The organism is Aliiroseovarius sp. B-4, from assembly GCF_056857795.1.
The window spans coordinates 466307-492051 of record NZ_JBSXNV010000041.1 but is presented as its reverse complement, the minus strand read 5'-3'; the positions used below and the strand labels follow the sequence as shown (position 1 = coordinate 492051).

The window sequence follows — 25745 nt, the reverse complement described above, 5'->3', positions numbered from 1 at the left end:
GCAATGAAATGGATTGGGTTTGTCGGCGTTGCGTAAATCGCATTCTAATCCCTGCTGCGTTATGCAGGAACCTCCGTTCTTCTCGAATGAGAGCTGACCTGTGACGTAAGTGATGACGCTGAGTGTATTTCAAGCTCGCCGCGTTTGATTGAGCGGGCAGGCTTTAAATTGGGCGCGATGTGCCAGAAACTCTCTCACATCAAATTGCCCTGATTGGACCTACAACAGTTGACCTCAAACTGGCCAAGGCTGTCGTTAGATTGGCCGAGCTAACATGTTGCAGCATATCCCAGCAGGCCTATAGCACCCGTAAGACAATCTACTGGAACGCGCCTGGCATCAGTGTTTGTGGCAACCACAGAGAAATCTGTGGGAAAAGAATGACAAGCAACAAAATGATCAACATCGGGATCAGGATGATCGCGACGTCCTTCATCACTTGCACCACGTTCAAACCTCCGATTGCAGCAGAAATTAGCAAGCAAAGCCCGTAGGGGGGCGTGACCAAGCCGAAGGAAAGCGAAACAATCGCGATGATCGCAAAGGCAATCGGATCAAGTCCGGCCGCTGCAGCTACTGGTTTCAGAACTGTGCCCAAAATGATGATTGTAGGAATTGCGTCGATGAACAGCCCAAACAGAAGAAATAATCCTGCAATAAGAAGGCCAGTTCCGACGGTGCCCATCTCGGCTGCGGTCATCGATTCAACGATTAGTGTTGGGACCTTGAAAAACGTCAGCATAAAGCCGAACGCCGATGCAGTTCCGATAGCGAACAACGAGATCGAGGCAAATCTGGCCGTATCATAGAAGACGACACCCAGATCTTTGATGGTAACCGTTCTGTAAACGAACATCCCAAGTATCAACGCATAGCCTGCGGCAATGACGGCGCTTTCGGTGGGGGTGACAAAACCGCCAACGATGCTTCCGATGACGAAAATCGGGGTTAACATTGCCAAGAATGACCCCTTTAGCGCGGACCACAATTCGCTCAGGCTGGGTTTGCCATAGGTGGGATAGTTGTAAACCAGCGCGTAGCCCAGCACGGTGGCCATCAAGGACAGGCCGATCATGAAGCCCGGAACAGCACCCCCCAGAAAAAGAGCACCGGGCGAAACTTGCATCACACCCCCCCAGACAATCATCAGAATACTGGGTGGGATGATCACACCCATCACGGACGAACAGGCGGTCAGCGCAACTGCAAATCGTGTGTCATATCCTTGTTTTTGCATTGCAGGGATCAGGATTTTGCCGCAGCCTGCCGCATCTGCGGTGGACGACCCCGAGATGCCGGCAAACAGCATGGAAACAGCGACATTTACATGCCCCAGACCACCAGGCATCCAACCGGTTAACACGCGAGCCAGTTCGATCAACCTGTCAGTGACCTTGCCCGAGTTCATAAGATTTGCGGCCAACAGGAAAAAGGGAACAGCCAACAGAATGAACGAGTTATAGGATTGGAACATCCGATCCAGCACGATGAACGGCGTCAGGCGAATGTCCATCAAAACCACTGGAATTGTTGCGATTCCGAGCGCAAAGGCGACTGGCAACCGCAGTGCCACTAAAAGAAGAAACCCCGCGACCAGAATGATACATGCGGTGAGTGTTGAAACGATCACTGGGCAGCCCCTTTTCTTTGGCGATACACCGACACTTGTTCAAACAACCGATACGCCGCAAATAGTGCCCAGGCAGCCCCCGCAATTGGGACCGAAATATGCGTTATCAACTTGTTCGCTCGCATCATGACAGAGCGTTGTTTGCTTCCAAACTCGGCATATTCGATGCCATACCAAGCGAAGATCAATCCAAACCCCATGATCAGGATCAGAACAAAACCGTTCTGGAGCAACCTGGCGAGTGGGCGTGTTGCGTCAGGCAACACACGCACATCAAAATGCGTGCCATCCCAGACTGCAACCATAGAGCCGATCATGACCATCCAGATGAAGATGAAGGTCGACAGCTCTTCTGTCCAAAGATAGGTCGGAATTACTGGAGTGTATCGGGAGACCACTTGCATCGCGACAGGAACTGCAAGCGCTGCCATCAGTATGGCAAGAAGTACACGCAACCCCTTGCAGATCGTTTCCAACCAAACGCCAACCATGAGAATGCTCCTGTCATGCAGTGGGCGACGCCTGTGTCGGGCCACGAAGCGGAAAGAAATCGGCGCACGCCCTAAACAGACGCGCGCCTTTGTCGGTTATTGTGCGCGAACAGCTTCAAGCAGTTCGGTTGCGCCAAGTTCAGCAGCGTAGGCATCTTGAACCGGTGTCACCATTTCTAGCAGCTTCTCGCGACCTTCAAACTCGAGTGTTTGAACCTGACCTGCGTCGACCATCTCTTGCAGTTTGGTGCCATCTTCTCTTGATTCAAGTGCCCGACCGAATGCTCCGGCTTGTGCACCCGCGGCTTTCACAATTTCTTGCTGCTCAGGGGTCAATGCGCGGAAGGCTGTTCCGCTCATCACAATCGGACGCACGGTGATCGTGTGGCCCGTCAGCGTGACATAAGGGGCAACTTCATAAAATTTGAGGTTCTGAATCGAGGCCGCTTCGTTTTCAAACCCTGCAATCACGCCGGTTTGGATCGCGTTATAAACCTCGCTGTAGGCAATTGCCGACGGGGCGGCGGTCAAAGCCTGAAAAACCTGAGCCTGAATCGGGGCACCCATCACGCGCATACGGTGACCGGCCAAATCGTCCAGATTTTTGATCGGCACGCTGGATACAAGGTTACGCACACCGCCGCCGGTATAGCCAAGAATGACAATATCAGCAGCTTCCAGAAGCTCGGCTTCAAGCGGTGCAAATGCATCGCTGGACAACACAGCTTCCCAGTGTTCCAGATCGCGGAACAGGAATGGCATATCCATCAACGGAATGGACGGTGCAAATGTCGCCATGTTTGACGGTGCCATAATGGTGTAATCGACCGCGACACCTTGATTAAGGAATGTGACGTAGTCGGATTCAACACCCAATTCGCCGTTCAATCGCAAATCAAAGGCAATGGAATTTCCTGATGCTTCGCCGACGATGCGTTCGAATTCACGCATGGTTTTGGTGAATGCATGATCTTCATCAAACATGCTCGCGCCGCGCAGCGTTACGTCCTGTGCAGAGGCTGATGTTGCCAGAAGAGTGACAGCAATCGCCGACCCCTTCAGCAGGTTAACTGAACTGGTGAAAAATGACATTTTATCCTCCCGATTTTTTGTATTCGATTTCTCGCCGATGGACGTTTTTTGTGAAACCCAATGAACGGACTAATTTACTAATATTTGTAAAAAGTCAACGATACTTGTCATTCGATAATTTGTGCATCGTGCCCGATATGTCGATCTAGAAAAAATGATTACCTGAAATAATAACGATATAAAACAATAAGTTATGCAATAACTTCACTGACGAAATCCCTGAAATTTTCGTTCGATAAAAACGTAAATTTGCAAAGTTAAAAGTGGGAGATTAGAATACTAGTCGTCTTTTTTGACTGGGAGAATTGAAGTGAGTCGCAAGCAGAAAGTTCTGATTCTGGGCACCGGTTTTGCGGGCAAAGGTCATGCCGAAGCCTTCCGCGCTGCGGGTGCCGAAATTGTCGGAATTGTCGGGCGTACCACGCATGTCCTGAACAAGTTGGCCGAAGATTTGGGCATCCCATATGTAGGCACGGATTGGCAGGACGCATTGAAGGTCTGCCAACCGGATATCGTGTGCATCGGAACGCCGGGCGGGGCACATTTTGAACCCATCAAGCAGACCATCGCTCGCGGATGTCACATATTCTGTGACAAGCCTTTGACTGAGAGCGCCGGGTCAGCTGTCGAGCTTTACGAACTTGCGCAGAAAAAGGGGATCAAAACCGCCTATGCTGCCCCCCCAATTCTCCCTCATTCATTACGAGAGTCTGCGGGGCAGGTTTTCATAGTCTTCGGTTTTGTTTTGGGCAAGCGCGCCGGGCGCGGAGCCCTCAAATTGCTCAAGCGTCCGGCGCGCTTCTGCTGGAGTTTTATTTCCGAGCGATGAGTGCGGTCTGACGTTGTTGTAGTCGTAGCGCCAGAGCGCCAATTTCCGGCGGGCGTCATCCAGGCTGTCGAACCATTCCTTAACGCACTGCCCATAGCCGCGCCGGTCACGCCAAACGCTGGCAATCCCCACAACCCGTGGATCAATACAATGCTGGAGCCGACATTGATCGGAAGCGATAGGCAAAAGCTGTAAAGCGGGATGCGCGTACGACCGCAGCCGTTGAAATAGCTTGATAGACACTGGCCCACCGCTTCACCCAAGATCACAAGCGAAAAGACCGCAAGATAGCTTTTCGCCATCGCGGCCACTTCGGTCGAGGGTGCGATTGAGCTGATCACCGATCCTCCGAACAGCACAATGAACCCAAGTCCGATGCAGCCCACGGCCACGCTGACCGTCAAACCAGACGCGAGCGTGGATTTGAGGAAGATGGGATCATTGGTGCCAACGCCTGCGCTGTGCGGATTTGCATTGCGTAGGAAAAGGCGAGTATTGCACCGAGTATGAAACCCGCTATCGCGGTGGCAAGACCCATCGCGGCCAACGCGGATTCCCCTAGTGCCGAAACGAGATAGGCGTCAATGACGACGGTCCCATGTAAGAAGATCGCCTTCAGCATCGTCGGCCACGCGAGCGTAAACACGTCTCGCCAGTCACGACCTGCAGAGGAGGGAGCGATTGTTGCGACCATTTCAAGTTGCAGTCAAGGAACACATCGCTTTGTGCAGGGAGGCACATTTTTCCTGTTTGCGTTTGCCTTATTCATCCGGGGATTCAAAATAGTTCGCGTTGGTGACAGTGATTGACTCGATAGTTTCATCCAGACGTGACAGGTGTAACATCCCAATTTCGACAGCGAGATCGCCGTCATGCTTTTTAACAGCCGCAGCGATACCTTTGTGGTCTTTCACAAGATCCGGCATGCGGTGTTCTTTTGACAAACCAAGCATACACAGGCGGTCGACCTTGGCTTTTTCTGTCATGATGACATCAAACGCGAATTCCGCTTGAGCTATTGCACAAAGTGTCTTGTGAAATTCGTAATCCAGGACGCTGAAACTATCTACATCCCGTTTCTTGATGGCCTTCTTTTGATCGGCAAGGGATGCGTCCAATTTGGCCGCGCCTTCTGCGTCGCAAAGTTCAGCCGCACGCCGTAAGACTTCTTTCTCAACCGCGGCGCGTACAAAACGCGACTTCTCAATTTCTCGCATCGAGAAACGTTTGACCTCGGTGGCGCGTTGTGGGCGGATCAGCAGAAGGTCCAAATTCGCTAGCCTGCTAAAAGCATCGCGCACAGGTTGGCGTGAGACACCGAATCTTGCGGCGATGTCTGCTTCGGAAATCTTATCTCCGGGTCGCAAGTTTAGCGTAACGATTTCATCGTGAAGATAATCGAACACTTCATCGACGCTTGTTCGTCGTTCATTCAATCGTGTCAAATTTTGCATGGCATCACCTCCCTGTACGATGGTCGCAATAGTGCCAGTTTGGGGCGCACAGCCCGAGATATCGGTCCGTAGGTCAGCCTATTTCTAATGTCACATCCGATTCAGGGCTCAAACCCGAACCCATGCACCAACTCTAGCCAGCTTTTAACTAGTATGCCATCCTGATAACTAGTATTCTAGTCTAAGCTGGCATCGAATCGACTTCAGACGTCAGCGAATGTGGCAGATGCCGCATAGTAGGGAGGATGCATATGTCAGGTGTCAGTCTTCAGGGGCTTGTAAAAGCTTACGGTGCCGTTCAGGTCGTTCACGGGATCGATCTTGAGGTGCAAGAGCAGGAGTTTGTTGTGCTTGTCGGACCGTCGGGTTGCGGAAAATCCACAACACTACGCATGATTGCCGGGCTTGAAGAAATTAGCGGCGGGGATCTGACCATTGACAGTCGCTATGTAAACAGAGTGGCTCCAAAACATCGCGACGTCGCGATGGTGTTTCAAAACTATGCCCTGTAGCCACGCTGTTGGTGCCTTACAAACTCAACGCGCCAAAGCGGATTTTCCACTTCATGGACGATCAAGGATATGACGCCGACCTCTATTTCACAGATGTTGAGGAAAACACCTTCAGGGTCGTCATGAAAAAGCTGGCAAACACATAAACGACCGACACTCGCAAACATAAAGACAAAGAGGACTGCTATGAAACTTCAAGGGAAAACCGCAATCGTCACAGGTGGTGGGCGCGATATTGGCAGTGCAATTGCTGTTAAGTTAGCTTCCGAAGGCGCAAATGTTGCGATCAACTATTTTGCCAGCTCAAAGGGCGCGGATGAAACGGTTGCCAAGATCGAAGCGGCAGGTGGCAAAGCCATTGCCGTTCAGGGCGATTTGAACAAGCAAGAAGATGTCGACGCGCTTACCCAGAAAACAGTCGATGCGTTTGGCGGGATCGACGTGCTTGTGAACAATGCGGGTGGCCTAATCGCGCGCAAAACGATTTCCGATATGTCGCTTGAACATTGGAATGCGGTGATGACGCTGAACCTGACAAGCACTTTTATGATGATCAAGGCCTGCCTTGCGCACATGAAAACCGGCGCAATCGTAAACCTTTCCAGCCAAGCCGGACGTGATGGGGGGGGGCCTGGTGCGGTCGCTTATGCAACATCCAAGGGTGCTCTCATGACCATGACACGCGGTCTGGCTAAAGAACTTGGACCAGATATTCGCTGCAATGCGCTTTGCCCAGGCATGATCGACACGGATTTTCACAACATCCACACACCCGATGCGGGTCGTCGCGGATTTGAAGCCAACGCGCCGCTCAAGCGTCAAGGCAATGTGGATGAGGCTGCAAATCTGGTGCTGTTCCTAGCCTGTGAAGACAGTTCATTCATCACCGGTGCCAACATAGACATCAACGGCGGCATGCTGTTCAGCTAAACAATAGTCAAGAGGATAAGACATGACTGATTTCCCTGTTGTTTCAACCGGCGAAAACGTTACGCGGCAGGTGCTTTCGGATCATCCGAGTATGATGGTTGTCGCCTTTCGGTTTGCGTCGAAAGGCGCGACCGGGGCGCTTCACAATCACCCGCATGTTCAATCAACCTATGTCGAAGCCGGACGTTTTCGGTTCACACTGGGTGATGAAGAGAAAGAAGTCGGCCCGGGCGACAGCTTCGTCATCCCAAGCGACTTGACCCATGGCTGCGTTTGCCTTGAACCGGGTACGTTGATCGATTGTTTCACGCCGCGGCGTGACGATTTTTTGTAAGGTTGTAAAATGCGCGTCCTATCAATCGGGGAATGTATGGCCGAACTGTCTCCACAAAACGAAGCGGGGACATTCCGGCTTGGCTTTGCGGGTGATACTTTCAATACAGCTTGGTATCTTGCGCGCATCAGCCCCGAAATCAATGTGTCCTACTTTACCGGTTTTGGCAGTGATTCAATCTCGGCGCAGATGCGAGAGATGATTTCAGAGGCGGGGATCGATCATAGCAACTGTCTTGTTGTGCCTGATCGAACGGTCGGTCTTTACCTTATTTCGTTGGATCACGGGGAACGCAGTTTTTCCTATTGGCGCGGCCAATCCGCCGCGCGCTGTCTGGCGTCAGACCCCGACAAACTGGGGCAAGCGATTGAAGGCCACGATCTGATCTATTTTTCGGGGATCACCCTTGCAATCCTTGACGCGAGTGGGCGTGCGACTTTGCTTTCGGCGCTTCGTACTGCTCGAATCAATGGCAAGCTGATCGCTTTTGACCCGAATTTGCGCCCACGCCTTTGGGAAGGCACGGACACAATGCTGAAAGCCACGATGGAGGGCGCGCAAGTGTCTGACATTGTTCTGCCCTCGTTTGAAGACGAAGCCACATGGTTCAAGGATGCGACGCCCAAAGCAACGGCCAATCGCTACTTATCCGCCGGAGGCAATACCATCGTGGTTAAAAACGGAGCAGACGAAATCTATTATCGTGATCAGACCAGAGAGGGAACGGTTCCGGTGCCACCCATCGCAGCCGTGATCGACACCACCGCTGCGGGTGATAGCTTCAACGCAGCGATCCTTGCCGGAACGAAAGATCAATCGCCACTGCCGCAACGCATAGCCTTGGCTTGTCGTTTGTCCGCTGCGGTAGTTCAGGCGCGCGGCGCTCTTGTGCCCATCAATGCGGCAGACTTCAAAAGCTAAACACCGGAAACCAAAGGAGCTATCCCTATGCGAGAGACATGGCGCTGGTTTGGAGAATTCGATCCGATCCCGTTAGATCAAGTGGCCCAGACTGGGGCACAGGGTATTGTCAGCTCTCTGCACGCTGTTCCCTATGGCGAAGTTTGGTCGCGCGAGTTGATCGCAGCACGCCGCACACAAATCGAATCCGCAGGATTTTCATGGGACGTGGTAGAAAGCCTGCCCGTCCACGAAGACATCAAGCGCGGAACTGGCGATCTGAAGTCGTTGTTTGCAAACTATCGCCAATCTCTTGCGAATATTGCTGCTGAAGGTGTCTCGACTGTTTGTTACAACTTCATGCCCATCCTGGATTGGACACGCACCGACCTTGCAGAACCTGTTGCGCGCGGAGGCACTTGTTTACACTTCTCCGCAGCAAAAATGGCAGCGTTCGAGATACACATGCTTGGTCGCGCGGATGCTAGGGAAGACTATCATCAAGACGCCGTTCGCGCAGGCGACGCTTGGTTCGCGTCAGCATCCAAGGACGATCAGGCTGCCCTGTTTCACGCGGTCATGTCTGGTCTGCCGGGTGCATTGGATCGATATGATATCGACGGGTTGCGCAGTGTACTGACGAGTTATGCGGGGATCACGCACGATGATCTACGCGCAAATCTTGCACGTTTCCTTGCCGAAGTGGTGCCAACGGCGGCAGATCTGGGCATTCGAATGTGCATTCACCCAGACGACCCGCCGCGAGACATTCTGGGACTGCCACGCATCGTGTCATCAGAGGATGATATTCGTTGGATTTTGCAAGCACAGAATGATCCGGTAAGTGGCCTGACATTGTGCACTGGATCGCTTGGTTCTGCGCAAGGCAATGATGTTCCCGCCATCGCCAAAGTGTTTGCTGATCGCATTCATTTTGTTCACCTTAGAAATGTAACCAAATCGACAGACGGCTCGTTTACCGAGTCAGCGCATCTGGCCGGGGACGTAGATCTTGTGGCTGTAATTGACGAACTTCTAGAAGCAGAATGCCGTCGTGATGTGGACCTTCCATTCCGGGCAGATCATGGGCACGCGCTGCTGTCTGACACAGAGATGGATGCACAGCCGGGTTACACAATGATCGGCCGCCTGCGCGGTTTGTCCGAACTACGCGGGATCATTTGTGCCCTCAGTTAAATTTGTACTCGCGGGGTTCAGCCAACTTGGTGCGAAATTGAGCGGTTCTCGCTGAAGACCCTGAATCTTCCGCATATCATTCTGGTATACTAGTATAAAATAAAGTAGTGTCCGAGTCGACACTGGCATTCGCTAAGGAGTTTGAAATGGAAAGTCCCGTGATCGGTTTTATTGGCCTCGGTCTTATGGGTGGCAACATGGTTGAATGCCTGCAAAAGAACGGTTTTGAGCCTGTTGTCATGGATCTGAACAAAGACGCGGTGGCAACTGTCTTAGCTCGCGGCGCACGTGAAGTCGCCTCGGCAAAAGAACTCGCTCAAGCCAGTGATGTTATCATGCTTTGCCTCACAACTTCCGCAGTTGTGGAAGGCTTGATCTATGGTGATGACGGCATTCTGGCAGGTATCCAGGACGGTGCTGTCGTGATTGATTTCGGCACTTCCATTCCTGCATCGACACGCAAAATCGGCGCGGATCTTGCTGCAAAGGGTGCGGGCATGATTGATGCCCCGCTTGGACGGACGCCAGCCCATGCAAAAGATGGATTACTAAACATCATGGCGGCAGGTGACGAAGCAACCTTTGGAAAAGTGAAGCCAGTGCTGGATGTGTTAGGTGAGAACGTCTTTCATCTTGGCGCTCTGGGGGCAGGGCATACGACGAAGTTGATCAATAACTTCATGGGTATGACAACCGTCAGCGCCATGAGCCAAGCATTTGCGGTGGCAGACCGCGCAGGCGTCGACCGCCAGCAACTGTATGAAATAATGTCGACCGGTCCATCCAATTCACCTTTCATGGGGTTTTGTAAAAACTACGCCGTTGATGATGTCAGCGATCTTGGTTTCTCTATCGCCAATGCCAACAAAGACCTCGGCTATTTCCTTAAAATGGTCGAAGATTTGGGGACGCGATCCGAAATCGCAGAAGGGACGTCACACAACCTTCAAGCCGCTGTCGACGCGGGGATGAGCAATGGAAACGTTCCTGAAATTTTCGATTATTTCGTCAAACTGAAAGCTTAACTTCTGGTTAGGCAGTGTCAGAAGAACCTAGGTTGAAGCGGGCAGGGTGCTGACATAGCGTCCCGCCATGACAAAACGCGACCCACAGGTCGCCGCCCTTGGCGCGCTGTTGGACCCAAACGAAGGCGGCGCGCGGATGGGGCCGGGCGATTTCTGGTGCTGTCTGCGCGCCCGCCTGCCGAGACACCCTTCTTCAACCCCATCCAGACCAAGGAATTCGCCCCCGACTTGCGCGCCGGAGACCGGCTGGGCTTTGTCCTGCGTGCCAACGCGACGCGCACGCAGAAGACCGGCGAAGAGACCGCCAGCGGCAAGGAAAAGAAGCGCCATATCGACTTGGTAATGGACGCTTTGCCCCCAGCGGCTAGGGTCGGGCCGAGGCGCGCATGGCCACGGCGCAAGAGGTCGCGCAGACTTGGCTGACGGGGCAGGGCGCGCGGGGCGGCTTTGCCCCCGAACACGTTGCGGTCGATGATTATTCGGTCCATCGCTTCGCGAAAAAGCGCGGCGCACGAAAATACGGAATGCCCGTCACCTTCGGCGTGCTGGACATCACTGGGACGCTGCGCGTCACCGACCCGGCGGCGTTCGTCACAACGCTTGCGCGCGGGATCGGGCGGGCCAAGGCGTTCGGCGGCGGGCTGATGCTGATCAGCCGGGCATGAAGGGCCTGCCGCCTTGGCGCGCATCATCCCCCAGATCGAAGAGGTCTTGCGCGCAGGCGACCTGCCCAAGCCCCTTGGCCTTCGAACGAAAGGTCGCTTAAATGAGCAATCGGAGCGGAACAATTCCGTGACAGGTCCATTTTGACATTGTCATGATAACCATCGGCGTGTCGAGTTGGATGCCTGACCTCGACAGTTTCTTCGCAGAAATATCGAAACTACTCGCACCAGATGGGATGATATTTATCTACGAGCATCATTCCATCTTGATTATGCGTGAGCCGGGACAAGCAAATGACCCGGTCAGTTGGGAGCTGTCATATTTTCGGGACGATGCCTACATCGACGAAAGCGGCTTGGATTATTATGGCGGCGAGAGCTATGAAGCGTCGCCAAACGTTTCTTTCAGTCACAAGATGTCAGATATCGTAATGGGTGCTATCAATTCGAGCCTCACTTTGGATTACTTTGAAGAATTGCCAAAACATATATTGAATGCTTGGTGGAATGTTGAACACTCTGAGATCGGCTTGCAGATGAGCTATGTCATGGTTTTCAGAAAACCGAGCCATATTTAGCGACAGCGGACATTCTTGAGCACAAATCCATAGAACGATTCTTCCCGCAGACTGTCGGGTCGGAATAGCGGTTGACCTCGCAGGCGCGGCGAATGACTGCAAAACGGGCTGCGACCGCCGCGTCCAAGCACGGCATAGAGAGTCCGGTCAGGGCCGTTGCCATTTCCACGAAGAACATTTGTTCCGTAACCTGGCTGCTCCCTTTAGGATCGAAAAAGACAATATAGGATTTAGACCATCGGACGTCTTGAAACCATTCGTGCCGGGGCAACTTGGAAAGATACGTTAGAAAAGCATCAAACCTGTCCCATTGGCGCTGACGTCAGACAGATCCAGACCGGTCCCGCCAGACGAGTGTTTTTCAACCCGACCCGGATATGTGCTACACTCACCCATCGCGCTCAATCACGAGCGGGTGGGTCGGACGCCAATTATGTGCGTTCGAAGAAAGGGTCCAAAGAAAATGTATGCTCGCATTACACCTTACAAAATGAAACCAGGAAGCAAAGCCGCGGCCACCAAGATCATGGAGAGCCTGAAAGACAAGATCATGGCGTTGCCCGGTCAGAAGTCCTTCTTGAATGTCATGAACGACGACGAGGGGTCTGGTTATGTCATCTCGACGACAGAGTTGGCAGAGATGAGCCCAGAGACCGGAGAAAAGGTCAAAGCGCTTTGGTCAGCTTTTTCCGAATATCTGGTGGATGAGCCGAAAGCGCATTCATTTACAGTCATCGCAAACTGGAAAGCCTGAGCGCCGATAGAAACGCCGCGCTTGGGCCGTGAAGTGATACATACTATTCGTGCTGAATGATCACCGCTTCAAAGTCGATTTCGCTTGTAACCATGGTGTGATGGCCTTGGCCGTGTTTATCTTCCATGTGCCAGACGTCGCCTTTTGCGATGTCGCGGGTCTGACCGTCGCTTGCGGTGACTTTGATGCTGCCCGCAAGGCAGATCAGTTTTTGTCGCACAGGGGTGGGGTGGATTGGTTCGTTCCACCCCGCACGCAACCTTAGAAACATCATCCGACGCGCTGGCTCTGGGTCCGAAACCTCGATGTCTTGCGCGGGTGGTGCGAAGCTGCGCGGTGCCAGCGTGATGTCGATATCGCTCCAATGGCTTTCGCCCGCGGCATCCGCGTAGAGTTTGACGTAGTGCATGATTTCCCCCGTGGCCCATTTTGCACACAGGGATATCACATTGCGTGTCTCTGGCCTATCGTCAGAACGCGGGTTCTGGGTCGCATGGATAAAACGAAAAAGGGCAGACCAATGGTCCACCCGTTGCACTTTGTGCGACCGACATCCGGCTGTGCCAAGTGTTTGTCGAATTACTCCAGAAACGCCTTTTCCACCACGTACTGTGCGGGTTTCGAATTTGCGCCTTCCTCAAGCCCGGCTTCTTCCAGAAGTTCCTTGAGCTCCAGGTTGAAAGGCAGGTTGCCGCAGATCATCGCGCGGTCGTTCTGGGGGCAAAGCGGGTCGGTGCCCAGATCTGCGAACACGTCGCCTGAACGGATCAAATCGGTGATCCGGCCCATCTTGGGGCTCTCTTCGCGGGTGGTGGTCGGGTAGTATTTGATCTTTTTCCAGAAGCCATCGCCGATCACCTCGTTCAGAAGTTCATCATCCTTCAAGGCCTCGATCAGATTGCGACCATAGGTCAACTCGCCCACTTCGCGGCAGGTGTGGGTGATGATCACCTCGTCGTAATCCTGATAGGTCTGGGGTTCGCGCAGCAGGGACGCGAAGGGCGCAAAGCCTGTGCCAGTGGCGAAGAACCAGATGCGTTTGCCGGGGATCAGCGCATCATGCACCAGCGTGCCCACGGGTTTCGGGCGCAGGATGATCTGATCGCCGGGCTTGATGTGTTGCAGCTTGGACGTCAGCGGGCCGTCCGGCACCTTGATCGAGTAGAACTCAAGCTCTTCATCCCATGACGGGCTGGCAATCGAATAGGCGCGCAGAAGCGGTTTTTGCTTGCCGGTCTTGGGGTCCGGGTCGCCCATCAGCCCGATCATCACGAACTCGCCCGAGCGGAAACGCAGGGTTTGCGGCCGGTTGCAGCGAAACCGGAACAGGCGGTCGGTGTAATGTTCGACCTCGGTCACGGTTTGCGCGTCGGGCAGAGTCGGAACGGGTTTTACTTTTGCTTCAGCATCCATAACGGGCGTCACTTCATTCATGTGCATCAACAGGGCGCGCGGCCCCGTCCTTTTCTATCTGCGTATATAGGGAGGTTCAGGGGAAGGGTCTAGCCAGTCAGCCGCGACCTATAGTCATAGTCCTGCCAATCCGCGCGCGACAGCCAGTCGCCTTCGGGCTGGCGCAGGGACAGATCTTCGCTGATCTCGACCTCGTCGAACCCGGACCGGCGCGCCATGGCGTATTGGTCCGAGATCACGTGGCCATGGGCGCGCAATCGACCCTTGTAGCCGAGCAGCCGCAATTGGCGGCCCAGCGTAAAGCCGCGCCCATCCGCAAAAGACGGGAAGTCGATGCGGATCATGTCGATGCCAATCATCAACTGGGCCAGAGCGGCAGGGTCGGTGTCAGAAGGCAAATGCAGCCCACGCGTGTCGTTGGCGGCCCGCTCGTCAGCCAAGGCAAAACCGTTGTCCCAATCGTCATGGGCAAAGCCCGCATCTGTTACGATCACGCTCATGCGCTTGCTCCTATTCGCTGTATCTTGCCATCCACGAAATGGATGCCGCATTCCGTCTTTTCCGCCCCGCGCCAGCGACCGGCACGCGGGTCTTCGCCCGGTTTCACGGGCGACGTGCAGGGCGCGCATCCGATCGACGGGAAGCCCCGCCCAACCAGCGGGTGACGCGGCAGACGGTTGTTGATCATGTAATCGCGCACGTCCTCGGACGCCCAATGGGCCAGCGGATTGACCTTCAGGCGTTCGTCTTCGGCCTCGAAAAACTGAAGATCGACGCGTTTGCCACCCTGAAAGCGCTTGCGCCCGGTGATCCAGCCGTCAAAGCCCTGAAGGGCGTTTTCCAACGGCTCGACCTTGCGTAAGTCGCAGCAGGCATCGGTGTCGGCCAGATGCAGGATGTTGTCCGGGTCGCGCTTGAACAGCTCGTTTGCGTCCGGGTGGATGACCCGCACATCGGTCAGGCCCAGTTTTTCCGAGACCTCGACCTGGTAGTCCAGCGTTTCCTGAAACAGCATCTGTGTATCCAGAAAGATCACCGGGACAGAACGGTCGATACGCGCAACCATGTGCAGCAGCACGACACTTTCCGCGCCGAAGCTGGAGACCATGGCCAATGCACCAATTGTGCTGTCCGTCAGCGCGCGTTCAATGACCGAGGTGGCCGAATGGTGTTTGTAGCGCGCATTCAGCGTCTCGACCCGTTCAGCGGGGGCGGGAAGGGGGGCTTCAAGCGGCATTGGTCTTCGCCTCCTCCGGATAAAGGGCGGCCTTGAACGGCGCTGCGCCCAGACGGCGGAAGGCGTCGATGAAGGTCTCGGTTTCGTCCTCGCGCAGGTCCAGATAGGCCAGCACAAGACGCTCGATCGCAGGCACGATCTGGTCATAGGCAAAGCCGGGACCGGCGCGGTTGCCAATCACCGTATCTGGGCCAGCGTCACCGCCAAGGGTGATCTGGTAGTTCTCGACGCCCGCACGGTCGAGGCCAAGAATGCCGATATGGCCCAAGTGGTGGTGCCCGCAAGCGTTGATGCAGCCCGAGATCTTGATTTGCAGGTGGCCGATATCGTGTTCGATCTTCAATTCGTCGAAACGTTCGGCAATCTGCTGTGCGACGGGGATCGACCGCGCGGTCGCCAACGCGCAGTAATCCATGCCCGGACAGGCGATGATGTCCGAGATCAGACCGGCATTGGCTGTTGCCATGCCATGTGCGCGCAGGGCGGCAAACAGCGTAGGCAGGTCAGCGCGGTGGACATGGGGCAGGATCACGTTCTGTTCGTGGCTAATGCGAATGTCGCCATGGGCGTAGTGCTCGGCCAAATCGGCAATTACGCGCATCTGGTCGGCAGAGGCATCCCCCGGCGTGGCGCCATGCGCCTTCATCGAGATCGTGACGATGCCGTAGCCTTCGGCGCGGTGCTCTGCGACGTTGGTGTCGACCCACGACCGGAACACGGGGTCTGCGTCGCGGGCCGCGTGATAGGCGTCCAGCGGTGCGGTCTTGAACGCGGGGGCTTTGAAATTGGAGGCGATATCGTCGAAATGCTGTTGATCGACGCCGGAGAAGAGAGGGCGCAACTGGGCAAACCGCGCCTCGACCAACTCGCTGATCTTGTCGATCCCGTTTTCCATCGTGGTGATCTTGATGCGCGCCTTGTATTTGTTGTCACGCCGTCCCAGCGTGTTGTAGACACTGACGATCGCCTCGACATAGGGCAACAGGTCAGCGCGGGGCAAGAAGTCTTTGAGCACCTGACCAACCACCGGCGTGCGGCCCAAACCACCACCAACGATGATCTGATAGCCAACCTCGCCCGCGTCATTTTTCACGATACGGATGCCGATGTCATGCGCCTTGGTCACGGCGCGGTCTGCTTTTGACCCCGTGACCGCCAGCTTGAACTTGCGCGGCAGGAACTGGAATTCCGGGTGGTCGGTGGACCATTGGCGCAAAAGCTCTGCGGTAGGGCGGGGATCTTCAACCTCGTCTGCCGCAGCGCCTGCGAAATGGTCGGCGGTTACGTTGCGGATCGTGTTGCCCGAGGTCTGGATGGCGTGCATCCCGACATCGGCCAGAGCCTCCAGCATGTCGGGAATATCGGCAAGTCGCGGCCAGTTATACTGGATGTTCTGACGCGTGGTCCAATGGCCATAGCCCTTGTCCCAGCGTTCGGAAATCATCGCAAGCTGGCGCATCTGATTGGGGTTGAGCGAGCCATAAGGGATTGCCACCCGTAGCATATAGGCATGCAGTTGCAGATAGACGCCATTCATCAGGCGCAAGGGGCGAAACTCGTCCTCGGTCAGCGCGCCTGAGATGCGGCGCGACACCTGGGCGCGGAACTGGTTGACGCGGTTGCGAACAAAGCCTTCGTCGAAATTGTTGTAATCATACATGGGCTGCGGCCTCGGTCCGGGCAGTATTGATTTGTTTGCCGTGGAAGCGGTTCGACGGCCCTTTGGCCCGGAACGCTTCACGGAAATGGGTGGGGACGGGGCCATTGGGGCCAGCCTTGGCGTCTGCCAGATAGGCGCCCACGGCGATCTCGGGTTGTGTTTCGGCCAGTGCCAGCTGGGCGACGGCCTCCGCCTCATCCTCGATCAACCATGCCATACACATGTCGCGCACCCAGGCCCCGTTCCGGTTCAGATAAATCACATCGCCTTCGACAAGGTCGTTTGCGGTTACAACTTTGGGTGTGAAGGGGCGGGGCATGGCCGGTCCTTTCTTATTGCGTTCCTGCCCTATATAGGACATTTTCCCATCAAACAGCGATATGTTGCGCCAGATAAGGAATATTGTTTCGGTTTCAGGTGATCGTAGAACGTATGGACCAAAAGGAGGAAGAAAACGAAATGTCTGTTCGGCTGGACGAGATCGACCGGAAAATCCTGCGCGAGTTGCAAGGCGACGCCAGCCAATCACTCGACGTGATTGCCAAGAAAGTGGGGTCATCGAAGACCCCGGTCTGGAACCGGATTCGCAAGTTGCGCGAAGCCGGGGTGATCGGCAAAAACACCATGGTGATGGATGCCGAAAGTCTGGGGTTTGAGGCGTGTTTTTTCGTCCTGATCCGCACCTCGGAGCACGAAGCGGATTGGCAGGGGAAATTCCTGGCGGCCTTGCGGGCGCGTCCCGAAGTGATGGAAGCGCACCGGTTGGCGGGCGAGATCGACTATATCCTGAAAGTTCGCGTGAAAAACGCCCGCGCCTATGACGAGTTCTATCAGGCGCTGATTTCTGAGGTGAAGATTTTCAACGTCACGGCCCTTTTGTCGATGGAAGAGATCAAGTTCACGACCGAACTGCCGCTCTGATGTAGCGGGCGGTGGCGCGCTTCGCGCGCCCGAGGGGCGCTGCCCCTCCGCACAAAGCCCGCGGCTTTGTGCTACCCCGGGATATTTCAGGCCAGAAGAAGTCGGAAGAGGTGCGGGTCAGCATCGCACCATGAGGCGCTCAAGCCCGTGAAAGTGGTAAACATTGCCAAATTGTGGCGGGGCGGTCAGGCGCAGGTTGGGGCAGCGGTCGAACAGGATCGGCAGGGCGCGGGCAAGTTCCAATCGCGCGAGTGGTGCCCCGATGCAAAAATGCGCGCCCGCGCCGAAGGATGTGTTTGGCTTGATCGGGCGCTGGGGGTCGAAATCGTCGGGATCGTCCCAGACATCCGGATCTCGATTGGCCCCGCCCAACAGCAGCCCGATCTTGTCACCGCGATTGAAATTCTGACCGTAGAGCACTGTCTTCTCATAAACATATCGCGTGAACATGTGCAGGGGTGGATCAAAACGCAGGGTTTCTTCGATGGTCGCATCGCGGGCGTCAGGGGCAAGGGCTGATGCGGGTGTCTGTTGCTCCAGAAGCGTTTTCACGACGATCGCCATCGCGTGTACCGTCGCCTCGTGCCCCGCGTTGAGCAGAAGGATACAGGTCGAGATCAACTCGTCCGACGACAGTTTTTCACCCTCTGCCTCTGCTGCGATCAGTTCAGAGATCAAATCGTCACGCGGATCGTCGCGGCGCTGATCTACATAATCTCGCAGGAACGCGACAAAGGATTCGGTGGCTGCCACGGCCTTGTCCTCGACCGCGCGGGTGCGGCGCGCCTGATACATCGAGACCATGGCGTTGGACCATCGCGCCAGATCATCTGCCATATCCTCGGGCACGCCAAGAAGGCGGCAGATAATGATGACCGGAATGCGCGTGGCGAAGGCGGGCAGCAGGTCGAAGTCGCCGCCCGGAAAGGCGTCGATCAACTGATGGGCCAGCGCGTCAATCTCTGGTCCCAGCCCGGCGATGCGACGGCTGGTGAAGGCGCGCAGAACCAATTTGCGCAGCCGCGTGTGACGGGGGGCTTCCAGTTCCAGCATCGAATGCGCCTCGACGGCATAGAACGGCGCGAGGTGGTCAGGAAATGCAATCGGTTCAACGGGCTCGCGACCGAACCTGCGATCACGCAACAGCGCGTTTACAGATCGAAAGCTGACCGCCATCGGCATATCGTAATCTTCCCACCAGAAGATGTCGCCCTCCGCACGGGCGCGGTCATAAAACCCATAGGGGTTCTGGATAAAGTCGGGGTCCGTCGGGGATTGGGTCAGGCGCAACATCCGCGCATGGTCGTCAAAGCTGCTGGCCTTTGCAAGCGCGGCTTTCTATTCTTTCCCTCATGTTTCGATACCTGCGCACGAAATGGGTCTTTCCCTTTCTCATTGGCACCGTAGCGATCAGCGCCGGGGCTTGGGCGCTGGCGTGGCGCGCGTCGCTGGCGTCTTTGTCTGAACAGGCGACATCCGAGCTTGCTCTGGCCTCGGACCAGTTGACGCGGCATCTGTTTCGCTACCGCGAATTGGCGGTGGTTCTGGCCGAACATCCTGTTTTGCGGGACCGTTTGGGCGGCGAGCCTGATGTCGAAGGCGAAGCCGATGCGTTGTTGCAGGCAATGGCGGACATGACGGGTGCCTACCATCTTTCACTTGTCGGGGTGGACGGCAAAGTGCTGGCCGCGTCGGGTGAGGGGGAGGCGCAGCTTGACCCAGATGCGCAGTTGATCCATCGCGCGCTGACCGGCGCCTTGGGCGTCGAGGCGCGGTTTCAACCCATGGCCTCGGGTGTCACGCAGCGAATCTTTTCATTTGCGGCTCCAATGCACAGTCGCGACGGTAAACCGTTGGGCACGGTGATCGCGCGGACAGATCTTCTGGATTTCGAAGAAAACTGGCCCTCAACGGCGGCGGCATTGTTTTTTACGCTGAACGGAACTCGCGTGTTTGCGGCAAACCGGTTGGAGCTTGTGGGGGCCGAGCGACCTCGTGAAAGCGTGTTGAAAAGCTCGGTCAGTCATTGGACCGGATACGAGGTCTGGACACTTGATGCCGGACCCTACCTGCCGAACCGGGCGCTGCATCTGACCCGTGACCTGCCAGTGATTGGCCTGTCCGGCGAGATATTGCTGGACACCGCCCCGGCGGAGCGGACGGCGGCCCTGCTGGCCGCGATTGCCGCAGCGATCTGTCTGGGGATCGGCGGACTGTTGCTGGCAGTGGGCGAAAGGCGGCGGGCGTTGAACAATCAATTGCGTCTGAAAGCCGCGGCAAATGCCCGGCTTGAAGCGCGCGTGGCCAAGCGCACCAAAGCCCTGTCGGCGGCCAATGTCGATCTGCTGCGCGAAAACCGCGAACGCCGCGAGGCAGAGGCGGCGCTGAAACAGGCGCAGGCGGATCTGGTGCAGGCAGGCAAATTGTCTGCTCTTGGGCAAATGTCAGCGGGCATCAGCCACGAGTTGAACCAGCCGCTGATGGCCATTCGGTCGTTTGCCGACAATGGCATGGTGTTTCTAAGGCGTGGGCAGACCGATGAGGCTGACAAGAACCTGAGCCGCATTTCGCAACAGGCGGGCCGGATGGATCGGATCATCAAGAACCTGCGCGCCTTCGCCCGACAGGAAAGCGAGCCGATCACCGATGTCGATCTGGCGAAGGTCGTCGATCAGGCGCTTGAGATGCTGGGACCCCGGATCCAGTCGGAACGGGTGCGCGTGGACTGGCAACGACCGGAGGGCGCGCCCAAAGTGCGCGGTGGTGAGGTGCGGCTTCAGCAAGTGGTGATGAACCTGATGTCCAATGCAATGGATGCGATGGCCGAGCGGGTTCACAGAAAGATCGAGATCACGCTGGATCCATCGACGGATCGCGTGGTGCTGTCGGTGCGTGACACCGGCCCCGGCATTGACGAACCCGACCGTATTTTTGACCCGTTCTACACCACCAAAGAGGTCAGCCCGACCGAGGGAATGGGGCTGGGCCTGTCAATCTCCTATGGGCTGGTGCAGAGCTTCGGCGGCGCAATCCGTGGGCGCAATCATCCCGATGGGGGGGCGATCTTCACCGTGGAACTTGACCGCGCTGGCGCGCAGGAGGCCGCATGAGCAAAACTGTTCTTCTGGTTGATGATGACGCAATGGTACGTCATGCGCTGGGCCAGACGTTGGAGCTGGATGGTCTGACGACGATCCTGGCGGGCAGCTATATTGAAGCCAAGGACCACATCGTGCCGGACCTTGATGGCGTGATCCTGTCTGACATTCGGATGCCGGGTAAGGATGGGTTTGCATTGCTGGCACAGGCGCAAGCGGTTGACCCGGAGCTGCCGGTGATATTGCTGACAGGGGAAGGGGATATTCCCACTGCTGTGCGTGGGATCAATGAAGGTGCGTTCGACTTTCTGGAAAAACCCTGTGATCCTGCGTCGCTTTTGGCGGTGGTCGGGCGGGCTTTGCGCACCCGTGCGCTGGTGCTTGAAAACCGCGCACTGAAGGCGCGGGCAGAAACCGGTGACGCGGCGGCCCGCCTGTTGATTGGCGAAAGCACCTTGGCCGAAGACTTGCGCAACACAGTGCGCGCGGCGGCCCATGCACAGGCCGAGGTGCTGATCTGCGGCGAGCCGGGATCGGGCACATCGAAAGTGGCCGAGGTTGTGCACCTGCTGTCCGGCGATGCCACGCGAGCGTTCATCAAACTGTCCGCTTCCGGGCTGGCAACAGACGCGCTTGAAGCTGCGTTTTCACGCGCCGAAGGCGGCACGCTGTTTCTTGACGAAGTGGCCGCACTTGAGGGATCAACGCAATACCTGCTGCTTGACCTGTTGGACCGGACCAGCAAGACGCGGGTCCTGGCAGGCACCTATCGCGATCTGGAGGTCGAGGTGGGCGCAGGACGGTTCAATCCGGATCTGTTCTACAAGCTCGACGTGCTGCGCATCCGTATTCCGGCGCTTCGCGAACGCAAGGATGATATTCCCGTGCTGTTTCGTCATTATGTCTCGATCGCCAGCGAACAGGCCGCGCTGACCCCGCCCGAGATCGAACATGATGTCATCGCGCAGTTGATGGCGCAGGATTGGCCGGGCAACGCGCGTGCCCTGATGAACGCCGCCATGCGGTTTGCAATGGGGCTGGGGCTGGCGGATGTCGAAGGCGGGGCGTCGGATGCCCGGCCCGGTCTGGCCGAGCAGTTGGCGCAGGTAGAACGATCGTTGCTGATTGAAGCCCTAAGGCGTCACCGGGGCGGCGCGACGGCGGCGGCACGCGAGTTGCAACTGCCGCGAAAAACTTTCTATGACAAACTGGCCCGGCACCAGATTCGGCCTGAAACCTATCGACATTGATGTGCGAATTTCCGCACAGTGGCGTGATATGGATGTGCGGTCATCCGCTCACTTCGCTGCGGAGTTGAGGCTCCGTCACACAAAAATTACCCCATAGGGATATGAAAAAATGGGAAAATATCCCATTTTCACATCTGCGTGATTGTTTTTCTTGGTGAGGCAGCAGAACCGTGTCCCAATAGATGCAGGCGCCCAACCGGGCTGCCGGAGGATATCTGTCTGGGAGGACACCTTATGAAATTCCTGACCATGGCCGTATCGGCGATCGTGCTGACGGCAACTGTGAACACGGCTTCCGCTGCCTGCGAAGAAGGCGAGATTGTCATCAAATTCAGCCACGTGACAAACTCGGACAAGCACCCCAAGGGCATTGCGGCCTCGCTTCTGGCTGAACGTGTGAACGAAGAGATGAACGGCAAGGCTTGCATGGAAGTCTATCCGAACTCGACCCTATACAACGATGATCAGGTGCTTGAGGCGATGTTGCAGGGCGACGTTCAGCTTGCCGCGCCGTCACTGTCGAAATTCGAAGCTTTCACCAAACAATTCCGCATCTTTGATCTGCCCTTCATGTTCAAGAACATGGACGCGGTCGACGCGTTCCAAATGTCGGAAACCGGTCAGGCGATGAAAGAATCCATGGTGCGTCGCGGCCTGTTGGGGCTGGATTTCTGGCATAATGGCATGAAGCAGTTCTCGGCCAACAAGCCGCTGATTGAACCGTCTGACGCCGCTGGCCTGAAATTCCGTGTACAGCCGTCTGATGTGTTGGTTGCCCAGATGCAGGCGCTGGGGGCAAGCCCACAGCCAATGGCGTTCTCGGAAGTGTATGGCGCTTTGCAACAGGGTGTTGTCGATGGCCAGGAAAACACCTGGTCGAACATCTATGGCAAGAAATTCTTCGAAGTGCAGGATGGCACGACGGAAACCAACCACGGTGTGCTGGATTATCTGGTCGTGACCAATGTTGATTGGTGGGAAGGTCTGGACGCGGATGTGCGCGACCAGCTGGCCACCATCGTGCACGAAGTCACAGCAACCCGGAACGCAGCGGTTGGCGAAGTTGACGCCGAAGCCCGTCAGGCCGTTCTGGATGCAGGCGGCGAAATCCGCGAACTGACAGCAGAACAACGTCAAGCCTGGGTTGACGCGATGAAACCGGTCTGGAGCCAGTTTGAAGCTGACGTCGGCGCCGAAAATATCGCCGCTGCGCAGGAAATCAACGCGCAATACTAAGCTGACAATCAGGGGCCCGTGCAACATGCACGGACCCCGATCATATCCCACTTTTGCACCCTTACCTTGACGTAAGGTAAGGGCCGCCCCCAGCATCATGGGAAGGGACAGCCATGAGCACTCACTCTAATAATTCAAACGGGTTCGAAGAAACGGTGATCGCCGTGATCCTTGGCCTGATGACAATGATCACATTTGTGAACGTGGTCCTGCGATATGTTTTCAACTCATCCCTGATTTGGGGGCTTGAGGTGACGCTGATCCTGTTTGCGTGGCTGGTGCTGCTTGGCGTCAGCTACGGGGTAAAGGTCACGGCCCACCTGGGCGTCGATGCGCTGACCAATTTACTGCCCGAGCGGCCGCGGCGTGTTCTGGCACTGACCGCCGCTGCGATCTGTATCATCTATACCTTTCTTCTATTGAAAGGCGCGTGGGACTACTGGGCACCCTATGCCGCCCTTGATCGCACCTCGGGTCGGTGGTTCCCCACCGGATTTGAGCAGACACGCGATCAGGCTTGGTACATCACCGATCAGGTGCCGATGCTTGATTTCCTGCGCTTTCTGGAAGGCTGGATCAACCAGGGCGAAACCTATGACAAGCTGCCCCGTGTGATCCCTTATGCGGTTCTGCCGTTTGGCGTCGCGCTGCTGCTGTTTCGCTTTATCCAGGCGACCATCCGTATCTGGCGTGGCCAGCAGGACAGTCTGATTGTCAGCCACGAAGTGGAAGACGAGATCGAGCAGCTTCAAGACAAGCCCGAGGAGGCATAAGCCATGGACGTCCTATTCCTTTTTGCGATGGTCGTCGGGTTTCTGATGATCGGCGTGCCGATCGCGATTGCCCTTGGCATGAGCTCGATCATCTTCCTGCTGTTGTTCTCGGACACGTCGCTCGCATCGGTCGCGCAGAGTTTCTATCAGGCCGAAGCCGGGCACTATACGCTGTTGGCGATCCCGTTCTTCATCCTTGCCTCAAGCTTCATGTCGACAGGCGGCGTGGCGGCACGGATCATCCGGTTCTCGATTGCCTGTGTGGGCCATTTCCGGGGCGGTTTGGCGATTGCGGGCGTGTTTGCCTGTATGCTGTTTGCCGCTCTCTCCGGCTCCAGCCCGGCAACCGTTGTCGCCATCGGGACGATCGTCATCGCGGCGATGCGCCAGGTTGGGTACACCAAGGATTTCGCCGCCGGTGTCATCTGTAACGCAGGCACGCTGGGCATCCTGATCCCGCCCTCCATCGTGATGGTGGTCTATGCCTCGGCGGTCGAGGTGTCGGTTGGCCGGATGTTCCTGGCCGGTGTGATCCCCGGCATCATGGCGGGCGTCATGCTGATGATCGCGATTTATGTGATTGCTACGATCAAGGACATGCCCAAAGGTGATTTCGCAGGCTGGAAAGAGATTTTCGCCAGCTTCTCGGATGCGCTTTGGGGGCTTTTGCTAATCGTGATCATCATGGTTGGCATCTATGGCATTCCCGGCATCACCGGGGCGCTGTTTACCCCGACGGAAGCCGCTGCGGTCGCGTCTGTCTATGCCTTCCTTGTTGCCACGTTCATCTATCGTGATATGGGGCCGTTGGCTGACAAGGGCGAGGGAAAGCGCACTTTGCTGCAAAAGCCGCAGGCCTTGATCACTGCCTTCTTCCATGTCGACACGCGCCGGACCCTGTTTGACGCCGGCAAGCTGACCATCACGTTGATGTTCATCATCGCCAACGCACTGATCCTGAAGCACGTGCTGACGGACGAGCAGATCCCGCAGCAGATCGCAGGTGCGATGCTGTCGGCGGGCTTTGGCAAGATCATGTTCCTGATCATCGTGAACATCATCCTACTGATCGGTGGACAGTTCATGGAACCGTCGGGCTTGATCGTGATCGTGGCGCCGCTGGTCTTCCCGATTGCCATCGAGCTTGGGGTCGACCCCATTCACCTTGGCATCATCATGGTGGTCAATATGGAGATCGGGATGATCACGCCACCGGTGGGCCTGAACCTGTTTGTCACATCCGGGGTGGCCGGGATGCCTATGATGAAGGTGGTGAAGGCTGCATTGCCCTTCCTGGCCGTTCTGTTTGTGTTCCTGATTATGGTCACCTACATCCCCTTCCTGTCGACATGGCTGCCGACAACCTTGATGGGACCAGAGATCATCACCAAATAAGAAAGGGCGGGCTGCATGTGCGGCCCACCCCCCTCAACACAACGCCGGGCGTATCTCGCCCGGCGTTTACCGTTTTACTCGCTACACCTTCGGGTCTAGCGGCCAAAGGTTGCCAATTTCTTTAGTTCTTCATCTTGCAGGTGTTCATCCCGAGGATTGAGTAAACCGGGCAAGAACCGATCGCACCCGTCACCAACGGCACGATACCGATCAGCGCCCAGACCGGGCCACCAGCGAAGAAATACCAGCCCAGCAGGGCGAGGCCGACGACGATTCGAATGATGCGGTCAATGTTACCAGTGTTTGTCTTGAACATGGTCATCTCCTTTTTTCCGTTCATCTGACCTTAGAAAAGGGAACAGAAAAAAGCA

27 protein-coding genes and 4 pseudogenes are annotated in these 25745 nt (G+C 56.1%); 17 read left to right on the top strand and 14 right to left on the bottom strand.

Annotated elements, in window-relative coordinates; translation table 11 throughout:
* Positions 1–319: 319 nt before the first annotated feature.
* The 3 genes from AC13C8_RS17790 to AC13C8_RS17780 form a co-directional block, all read right to left on the bottom strand.
* Positions 320–1630, bottom strand: a complete 1311-nt coding sequence (locus AC13C8_RS17790; protein WP_091429157.1) for a TRAP transporter large permease — start codon at positions 1628–1630, stop codon at positions 320–322.
* Entirely contained in the window at positions 1627–2106 is a 480-nt protein-coding gene (locus tag AC13C8_RS17785) for a TRAP transporter small permease (RefSeq protein WP_482848569.1), read from the bottom strand. The genes AC13C8_RS17790 and AC13C8_RS17785 overlap by 4 nt, the downstream gene beginning before the upstream one ends.
* A gap of 111 nt (positions 2107–2217) precedes the next feature.
* Complete coding sequence (locus tag AC13C8_RS17780; RefSeq protein ID WP_482848568.1) at positions 2218–3213, bottom strand: TRAP transporter substrate-binding protein; 996 nt, start codon at positions 3211–3213, stop codon at positions 2218–2220.
* A 310-nt stretch (positions 3214–3523) separates the two neighbouring features.
* Here AC13C8_RS17780 and AC13C8_RS17775 point away from each other — a divergent pair.
* Positions 3524–3862 (top strand): annotated as a pseudogene (locus AC13C8_RS17775) (Gfo/Idh/MocA family protein); the annotation flags it as partial.
* A gap of 51 nt (positions 3863–3913) precedes the next feature.
* Here the strand turns inward: AC13C8_RS17775 and AC13C8_RS17770 are convergent.
* From AC13C8_RS17770 to AC13C8_RS17760, 3 genes and pseudogenes are all read right to left on the bottom strand, one after another.
* Positions 3914–4123 (bottom strand): annotated as a pseudogene (locus AC13C8_RS17770) (integrase core domain-containing protein); the annotation flags it as partial.
* Positions 4124–4212: 89 nt separating this feature from the next.
* A pseudogene (locus AC13C8_RS17765) lies at positions 4213–4664 on the bottom strand (MATE family efflux transporter); the annotation flags it as partial.
* Between the two features lie 139 nt (positions 4665–4803).
* Entirely contained in the window at positions 4804–5496 is a 693-nt protein-coding gene (locus AC13C8_RS17760; RefSeq protein ID WP_091429166.1) for a GntR family transcriptional regulator, read from the bottom strand.
* A gap of 251 nt (positions 5497–5747) precedes the next feature.
* Here AC13C8_RS17760 and AC13C8_RS17755 point away from each other — a divergent pair.
* The 10 genes and pseudogenes from AC13C8_RS17755 to AC13C8_RS17710 form a co-directional block, all read left to right on the top strand.
* Positions 5748–6005: pseudogene (locus tag AC13C8_RS17755) on the top strand (ATP-binding cassette domain-containing protein); the annotation flags it as partial.
* Between the two features lie 189 nt (positions 6006–6194).
* On the top strand, positions 6195–6938 hold the full coding sequence (locus tag AC13C8_RS17750; protein WP_091429167.1) for an SDR family NAD(P)-dependent oxidoreductase: 744 nt from the start codon (positions 6195–6197) through the stop codon (positions 6936–6938).
* A 22-nt stretch (positions 6939–6960) separates the two neighbouring features.
* A complete protein-coding gene (locus AC13C8_RS17745; protein ID WP_091429169.1) occupies positions 6961–7272 on the top strand; it encodes a cupin domain-containing protein in 312 nt (103 codons plus the stop codon).
* Between the two features lie 9 nt (positions 7273–7281).
* Entirely contained in the window at positions 7282–8193 is a 912-nt protein-coding gene (locus AC13C8_RS17740) for a sugar kinase (RefSeq protein ID WP_482848567.1), read from the top strand.
* Positions 8194–8220: 27 nt separating this feature from the next.
* Complete coding sequence (gene uxuA, locus AC13C8_RS17735) at positions 8221–9369, top strand: mannonate dehydratase (protein WP_482848566.1); 1149 nt, start codon at positions 8221–8223, stop codon at positions 9367–9369.
* Positions 9370–9515: 146 nt separating this feature from the next.
* Positions 9516–10394, top strand: a complete 879-nt coding sequence (locus AC13C8_RS17730; protein WP_482848565.1) for an NAD(P)-dependent oxidoreductase — start codon at positions 9516–9518, stop codon at positions 10392–10394.
* Between the two features lie 156 nt (positions 10395–10550).
* Positions 10551–10817, top strand: a complete 267-nt coding sequence (locus AC13C8_RS17725) for a type I-E CRISPR-associated protein Cas6/Cse3/CasE (RefSeq protein ID WP_482848564.1) — start codon at positions 10551–10553, stop codon at positions 10815–10817.
* Positions 10781–11059: a type I-E CRISPR-associated protein Cas6/Cse3/CasE gene (gene cas6e, locus AC13C8_RS17720; protein WP_482848563.1), complete on the top strand. Its 279-nt coding sequence runs from the start codon at positions 10781–10783 to the stop codon at positions 11057–11059. Before AC13C8_RS17725 ends, cas6e begins: the two co-directional genes overlap by 37 nt.
* A 152-nt stretch (positions 11060–11211) precedes the next feature.
* Positions 11212–11637, top strand: a complete 426-nt coding sequence (locus tag AC13C8_RS17715; protein WP_482848562.1) for a hypothetical protein — start codon at positions 11212–11214, stop codon at positions 11635–11637.
* Between the two features lie 490 nt (positions 11638–12127).
* Positions 12128–12391, top strand: a complete 264-nt coding sequence (locus tag AC13C8_RS17710; protein WP_245744663.1) for a hypothetical protein — start codon at positions 12128–12130, stop codon at positions 12389–12391.
* A gap of 43 nt (positions 12392–12434) precedes the next feature.
* Here the strand turns inward: AC13C8_RS17710 and AC13C8_RS17705 are convergent, their stop codons facing one another.
* The 6 genes from AC13C8_RS17705 to AC13C8_RS17680 all read right to left on the bottom strand — a co-directional run bounded on the left by AC13C8_RS17705 (position 12435) and on the right by AC13C8_RS17680 (position 17020).
* Positions 12435–12800 carry a cupin domain-containing protein gene (locus tag AC13C8_RS17705; RefSeq protein ID WP_091432092.1) on the bottom strand — a complete coding sequence of 122 codons (366 nt, stop codon included), beginning with the start codon at positions 12798–12800 and terminating at the stop codon, positions 12435–12437.
* A gap of 170 nt (positions 12801–12970) precedes the next feature.
* On the bottom strand, positions 12971–13825 hold the full coding sequence (locus AC13C8_RS17700; protein WP_482848561.1) for a ferredoxin--NADP reductase: 855 nt from the start codon (positions 13823–13825) through the stop codon (positions 12971–12973).
* Between the two features lie 68 nt (positions 13826–13893).
* Positions 13894–14304, bottom strand: a complete 411-nt coding sequence (locus AC13C8_RS17695) for a DUF934 domain-containing protein (RefSeq protein WP_482848560.1) — start codon at positions 14302–14304, stop codon at positions 13894–13896.
* Positions 14301–15041: a phosphoadenylyl-sulfate reductase gene (locus AC13C8_RS17690; RefSeq protein WP_482848559.1), complete on the bottom strand. Its 741-nt coding sequence runs from the start codon at positions 15039–15041 to the stop codon at positions 14301–14303. Before AC13C8_RS17690 ends, AC13C8_RS17695 begins: the two co-directional genes overlap by 4 nt.
* On the bottom strand, positions 15031–16701 hold the full coding sequence (locus AC13C8_RS17685) for a nitrite/sulfite reductase (RefSeq protein WP_091429188.1): 1671 nt from the start codon (positions 16699–16701) through the stop codon (positions 15031–15033). Before AC13C8_RS17685 ends, AC13C8_RS17690 begins: the two co-directional genes overlap by 11 nt.
* Positions 16694–17020 (bottom strand): DUF2849 domain-containing protein, encoded by a 327-nt coding sequence (locus AC13C8_RS17680; protein WP_091432094.1) that lies wholly within the window; start codon positions 17018–17020, stop codon positions 16694–16696. The genes AC13C8_RS17685 and AC13C8_RS17680 overlap by 8 nt, the downstream gene beginning before the upstream one ends.
* A 140-nt stretch (positions 17021–17160) precedes the next feature.
* Between AC13C8_RS17680 and AC13C8_RS17675 the strand changes: the two genes are divergently transcribed.
* Positions 17161–17622 carry an Lrp/AsnC family transcriptional regulator gene (locus AC13C8_RS17675; protein WP_091432096.1) on the top strand — a complete coding sequence of 154 codons (462 nt, stop codon included), beginning with the start codon at positions 17161–17163 and terminating at the stop codon, positions 17620–17622.
* Positions 17623–17739: 117 nt separating this feature from the next.
* Here the strand turns inward: AC13C8_RS17675 and AC13C8_RS17670 are convergent, their stop codons facing one another.
* A complete protein-coding gene (locus AC13C8_RS17670) occupies positions 17740–18915 on the bottom strand; it encodes a cytochrome P450 (RefSeq protein ID WP_482848558.1) in 1176 nt (391 codons plus the stop codon).
* Positions 18916–18974: 59 nt separating this feature from the next.
* On the opposite strand from AC13C8_RS17670, the gene AC13C8_RS17665 reads away from it, so the two are divergent.
* The 5 genes from AC13C8_RS17665 (at position 18975) to AC13C8_RS17645 (ending at position 25374) form a co-directional block, all read left to right on the top strand.
* Complete coding sequence (locus AC13C8_RS17665) at positions 18975–20732, top strand: sensor histidine kinase (RefSeq protein ID WP_482848557.1); 1758 nt, start codon at positions 18975–18977, stop codon at positions 20730–20732.
* The gene (locus AC13C8_RS17660; protein ID WP_482848556.1) at positions 20729–21970 is read left to right on the top strand and encodes a sigma-54-dependent transcriptional regulator; all 1242 of its coding nucleotides are present in this window, start codon (positions 20729–20731) and stop codon (positions 21968–21970) included. Before AC13C8_RS17665 ends, AC13C8_RS17660 begins: the two co-directional genes overlap by 4 nt.
* 234 nt (positions 21971–22204) lie before the next feature.
* Complete coding sequence (locus AC13C8_RS17655) at positions 22205–23206, top strand: TRAP transporter substrate-binding protein (protein ID WP_482848555.1); 1002 nt, start codon at positions 22205–22207, stop codon at positions 23204–23206.
* A 113-nt stretch (positions 23207–23319) separates the two neighbouring features.
* Entirely contained in the window at positions 23320–23979 is a 660-nt protein-coding gene (locus tag AC13C8_RS17650; RefSeq protein WP_091429197.1) for a TRAP transporter small permease, read from the top strand.
* Positions 23980–23982: 3 nt separating this feature from the next.
* Positions 23983–25374 carry a TRAP transporter large permease gene (locus AC13C8_RS17645; protein WP_091429198.1) on the top strand — a complete coding sequence of 464 codons (1392 nt, stop codon included), beginning with the start codon at positions 23983–23985 and terminating at the stop codon, positions 25372–25374.
* Positions 25375–25495: 121 nt separating this feature from the next.
* On the opposite strand, the gene AC13C8_RS17640 is transcribed toward AC13C8_RS17645, so the two are convergent.
* Complete coding sequence (locus tag AC13C8_RS17640; protein WP_091432098.1) at positions 25496–25690, bottom strand: YgaP family membrane protein; 195 nt, start codon at positions 25688–25690, stop codon at positions 25496–25498.
* Positions 25691–25745 lie beyond the last annotated feature (55 nt).

Coding starts and splice junctions, on each gene's coding strand:
- AC13C8_RS17780 (WP_482848568.1), bottom strand. CDS start 3,213: ATGTCATTTTTCACCAGTTCAGTTAACCTGCTGAAGGGGTCGGCGATT.
- AC13C8_RS17760 (WP_091429166.1), bottom strand. CDS start 5,496: ATGCAAAATTTGACACGATTGAATGAACGACGAACAAGCGTCGATGAA.
- AC13C8_RS17750 (WP_091429167.1), top strand. CDS start 6,195: ATGAAACTTCAAGGGAAAACCGCAATCGTCACAGGTGGTGGGCGCGAT.
- AC13C8_RS17745 (WP_091429169.1), top strand. CDS start 6,961: ATGACTGATTTCCCTGTTGTTTCAACCGGCGAAAACGTTACGCGGCAG.
- AC13C8_RS17740 (WP_482848567.1), top strand. CDS start 7,282: ATGCGCGTCCTATCAATCGGGGAATGTATGGCCGAACTGTCTCCACAA.
- uxuA (WP_482848566.1), top strand. CDS start 8,221: ATGCGAGAGACATGGCGCTGGTTTGGAGAATTCGATCCGATCCCGTTA.
- AC13C8_RS17730 (WP_482848565.1), top strand. CDS start 9,516: ATGGAAAGTCCCGTGATCGGTTTTATTGGCCTCGGTCTTATGGGTGGC.
- cas6e (WP_482848563.1), top strand. CDS start 10,781: ATGGCCACGGCGCAAGAGGTCGCGCAGACTTGGCTGACGGGGCAGGGC.
- AC13C8_RS17715 (WP_482848562.1), top strand. CDS start 11,212: ATGATAACCATCGGCGTGTCGAGTTGGATGCCTGACCTCGACAGTTTC.
- AC13C8_RS17710 (WP_245744663.1), top strand. CDS start 12,128: ATGAAACCAGGAAGCAAAGCCGCGGCCACCAAGATCATGGAGAGCCTG.
- AC13C8_RS17705 (WP_091432092.1), bottom strand. CDS start 12,800: ATGCACTACGTCAAACTCTACGCGGATGCCGCGGGCGAAAGCCATTGG.
- AC13C8_RS17700 (WP_482848561.1), bottom strand. CDS start 13,825: ATGAATGAAGTGACGCCCGTTATGGATGCTGAAGCAAAAGTAAAACCC.
- AC13C8_RS17695 (WP_482848560.1), bottom strand. CDS start 14,304: ATGAGCGTGATCGTAACAGATGCGGGCTTTGCCCATGACGATTGGGAC.
- AC13C8_RS17690 (WP_482848559.1), bottom strand. CDS start 15,041: ATGCCGCTTGAAGCCCCCCTTCCCGCCCCCGCTGAACGGGTCGAGACG.
- AC13C8_RS17685 (WP_091429188.1), bottom strand. CDS start 16,701: ATGTATGATTACAACAATTTCGACGAAGGCTTTGTTCGCAACCGCGTC.
- AC13C8_RS17680 (WP_091432094.1), bottom strand. CDS start 17,020: ATGCCCCGCCCCTTCACACCCAAAGTTGTAACCGCAAACGACCTTGTC.
- AC13C8_RS17675 (WP_091432096.1), top strand. CDS start 17,161: ATGTCTGTTCGGCTGGACGAGATCGACCGGAAAATCCTGCGCGAGTTG.
- AC13C8_RS17670 (WP_482848558.1), bottom strand. CDS start 18,915: ATGTTGCGCCTGACCCAATCCCCGACGGACCCCGACTTTATCCAGAAC.
- AC13C8_RS17665 (WP_482848557.1), top strand. CDS start 18,975: ATGTTTCGATACCTGCGCACGAAATGGGTCTTTCCCTTTCTCATTGGC.
- AC13C8_RS17660 (WP_482848556.1), top strand. CDS start 20,729: ATGAGCAAAACTGTTCTTCTGGTTGATGATGACGCAATGGTACGTCAT.
- AC13C8_RS17655 (WP_482848555.1), top strand. CDS start 22,205: ATGAAATTCCTGACCATGGCCGTATCGGCGATCGTGCTGACGGCAACT.
- AC13C8_RS17650 (WP_091429197.1), top strand. CDS start 23,320: ATGAGCACTCACTCTAATAATTCAAACGGGTTCGAAGAAACGGTGATC.
- AC13C8_RS17645 (WP_091429198.1), top strand. CDS start 23,983: ATGGACGTCCTATTCCTTTTTGCGATGGTCGTCGGGTTTCTGATGATC.
- AC13C8_RS17640 (WP_091432098.1), bottom strand. CDS start 25,690: ATGTTCAAGACAAACACTGGTAACATTGACCGCATCATTCGAATCGTC.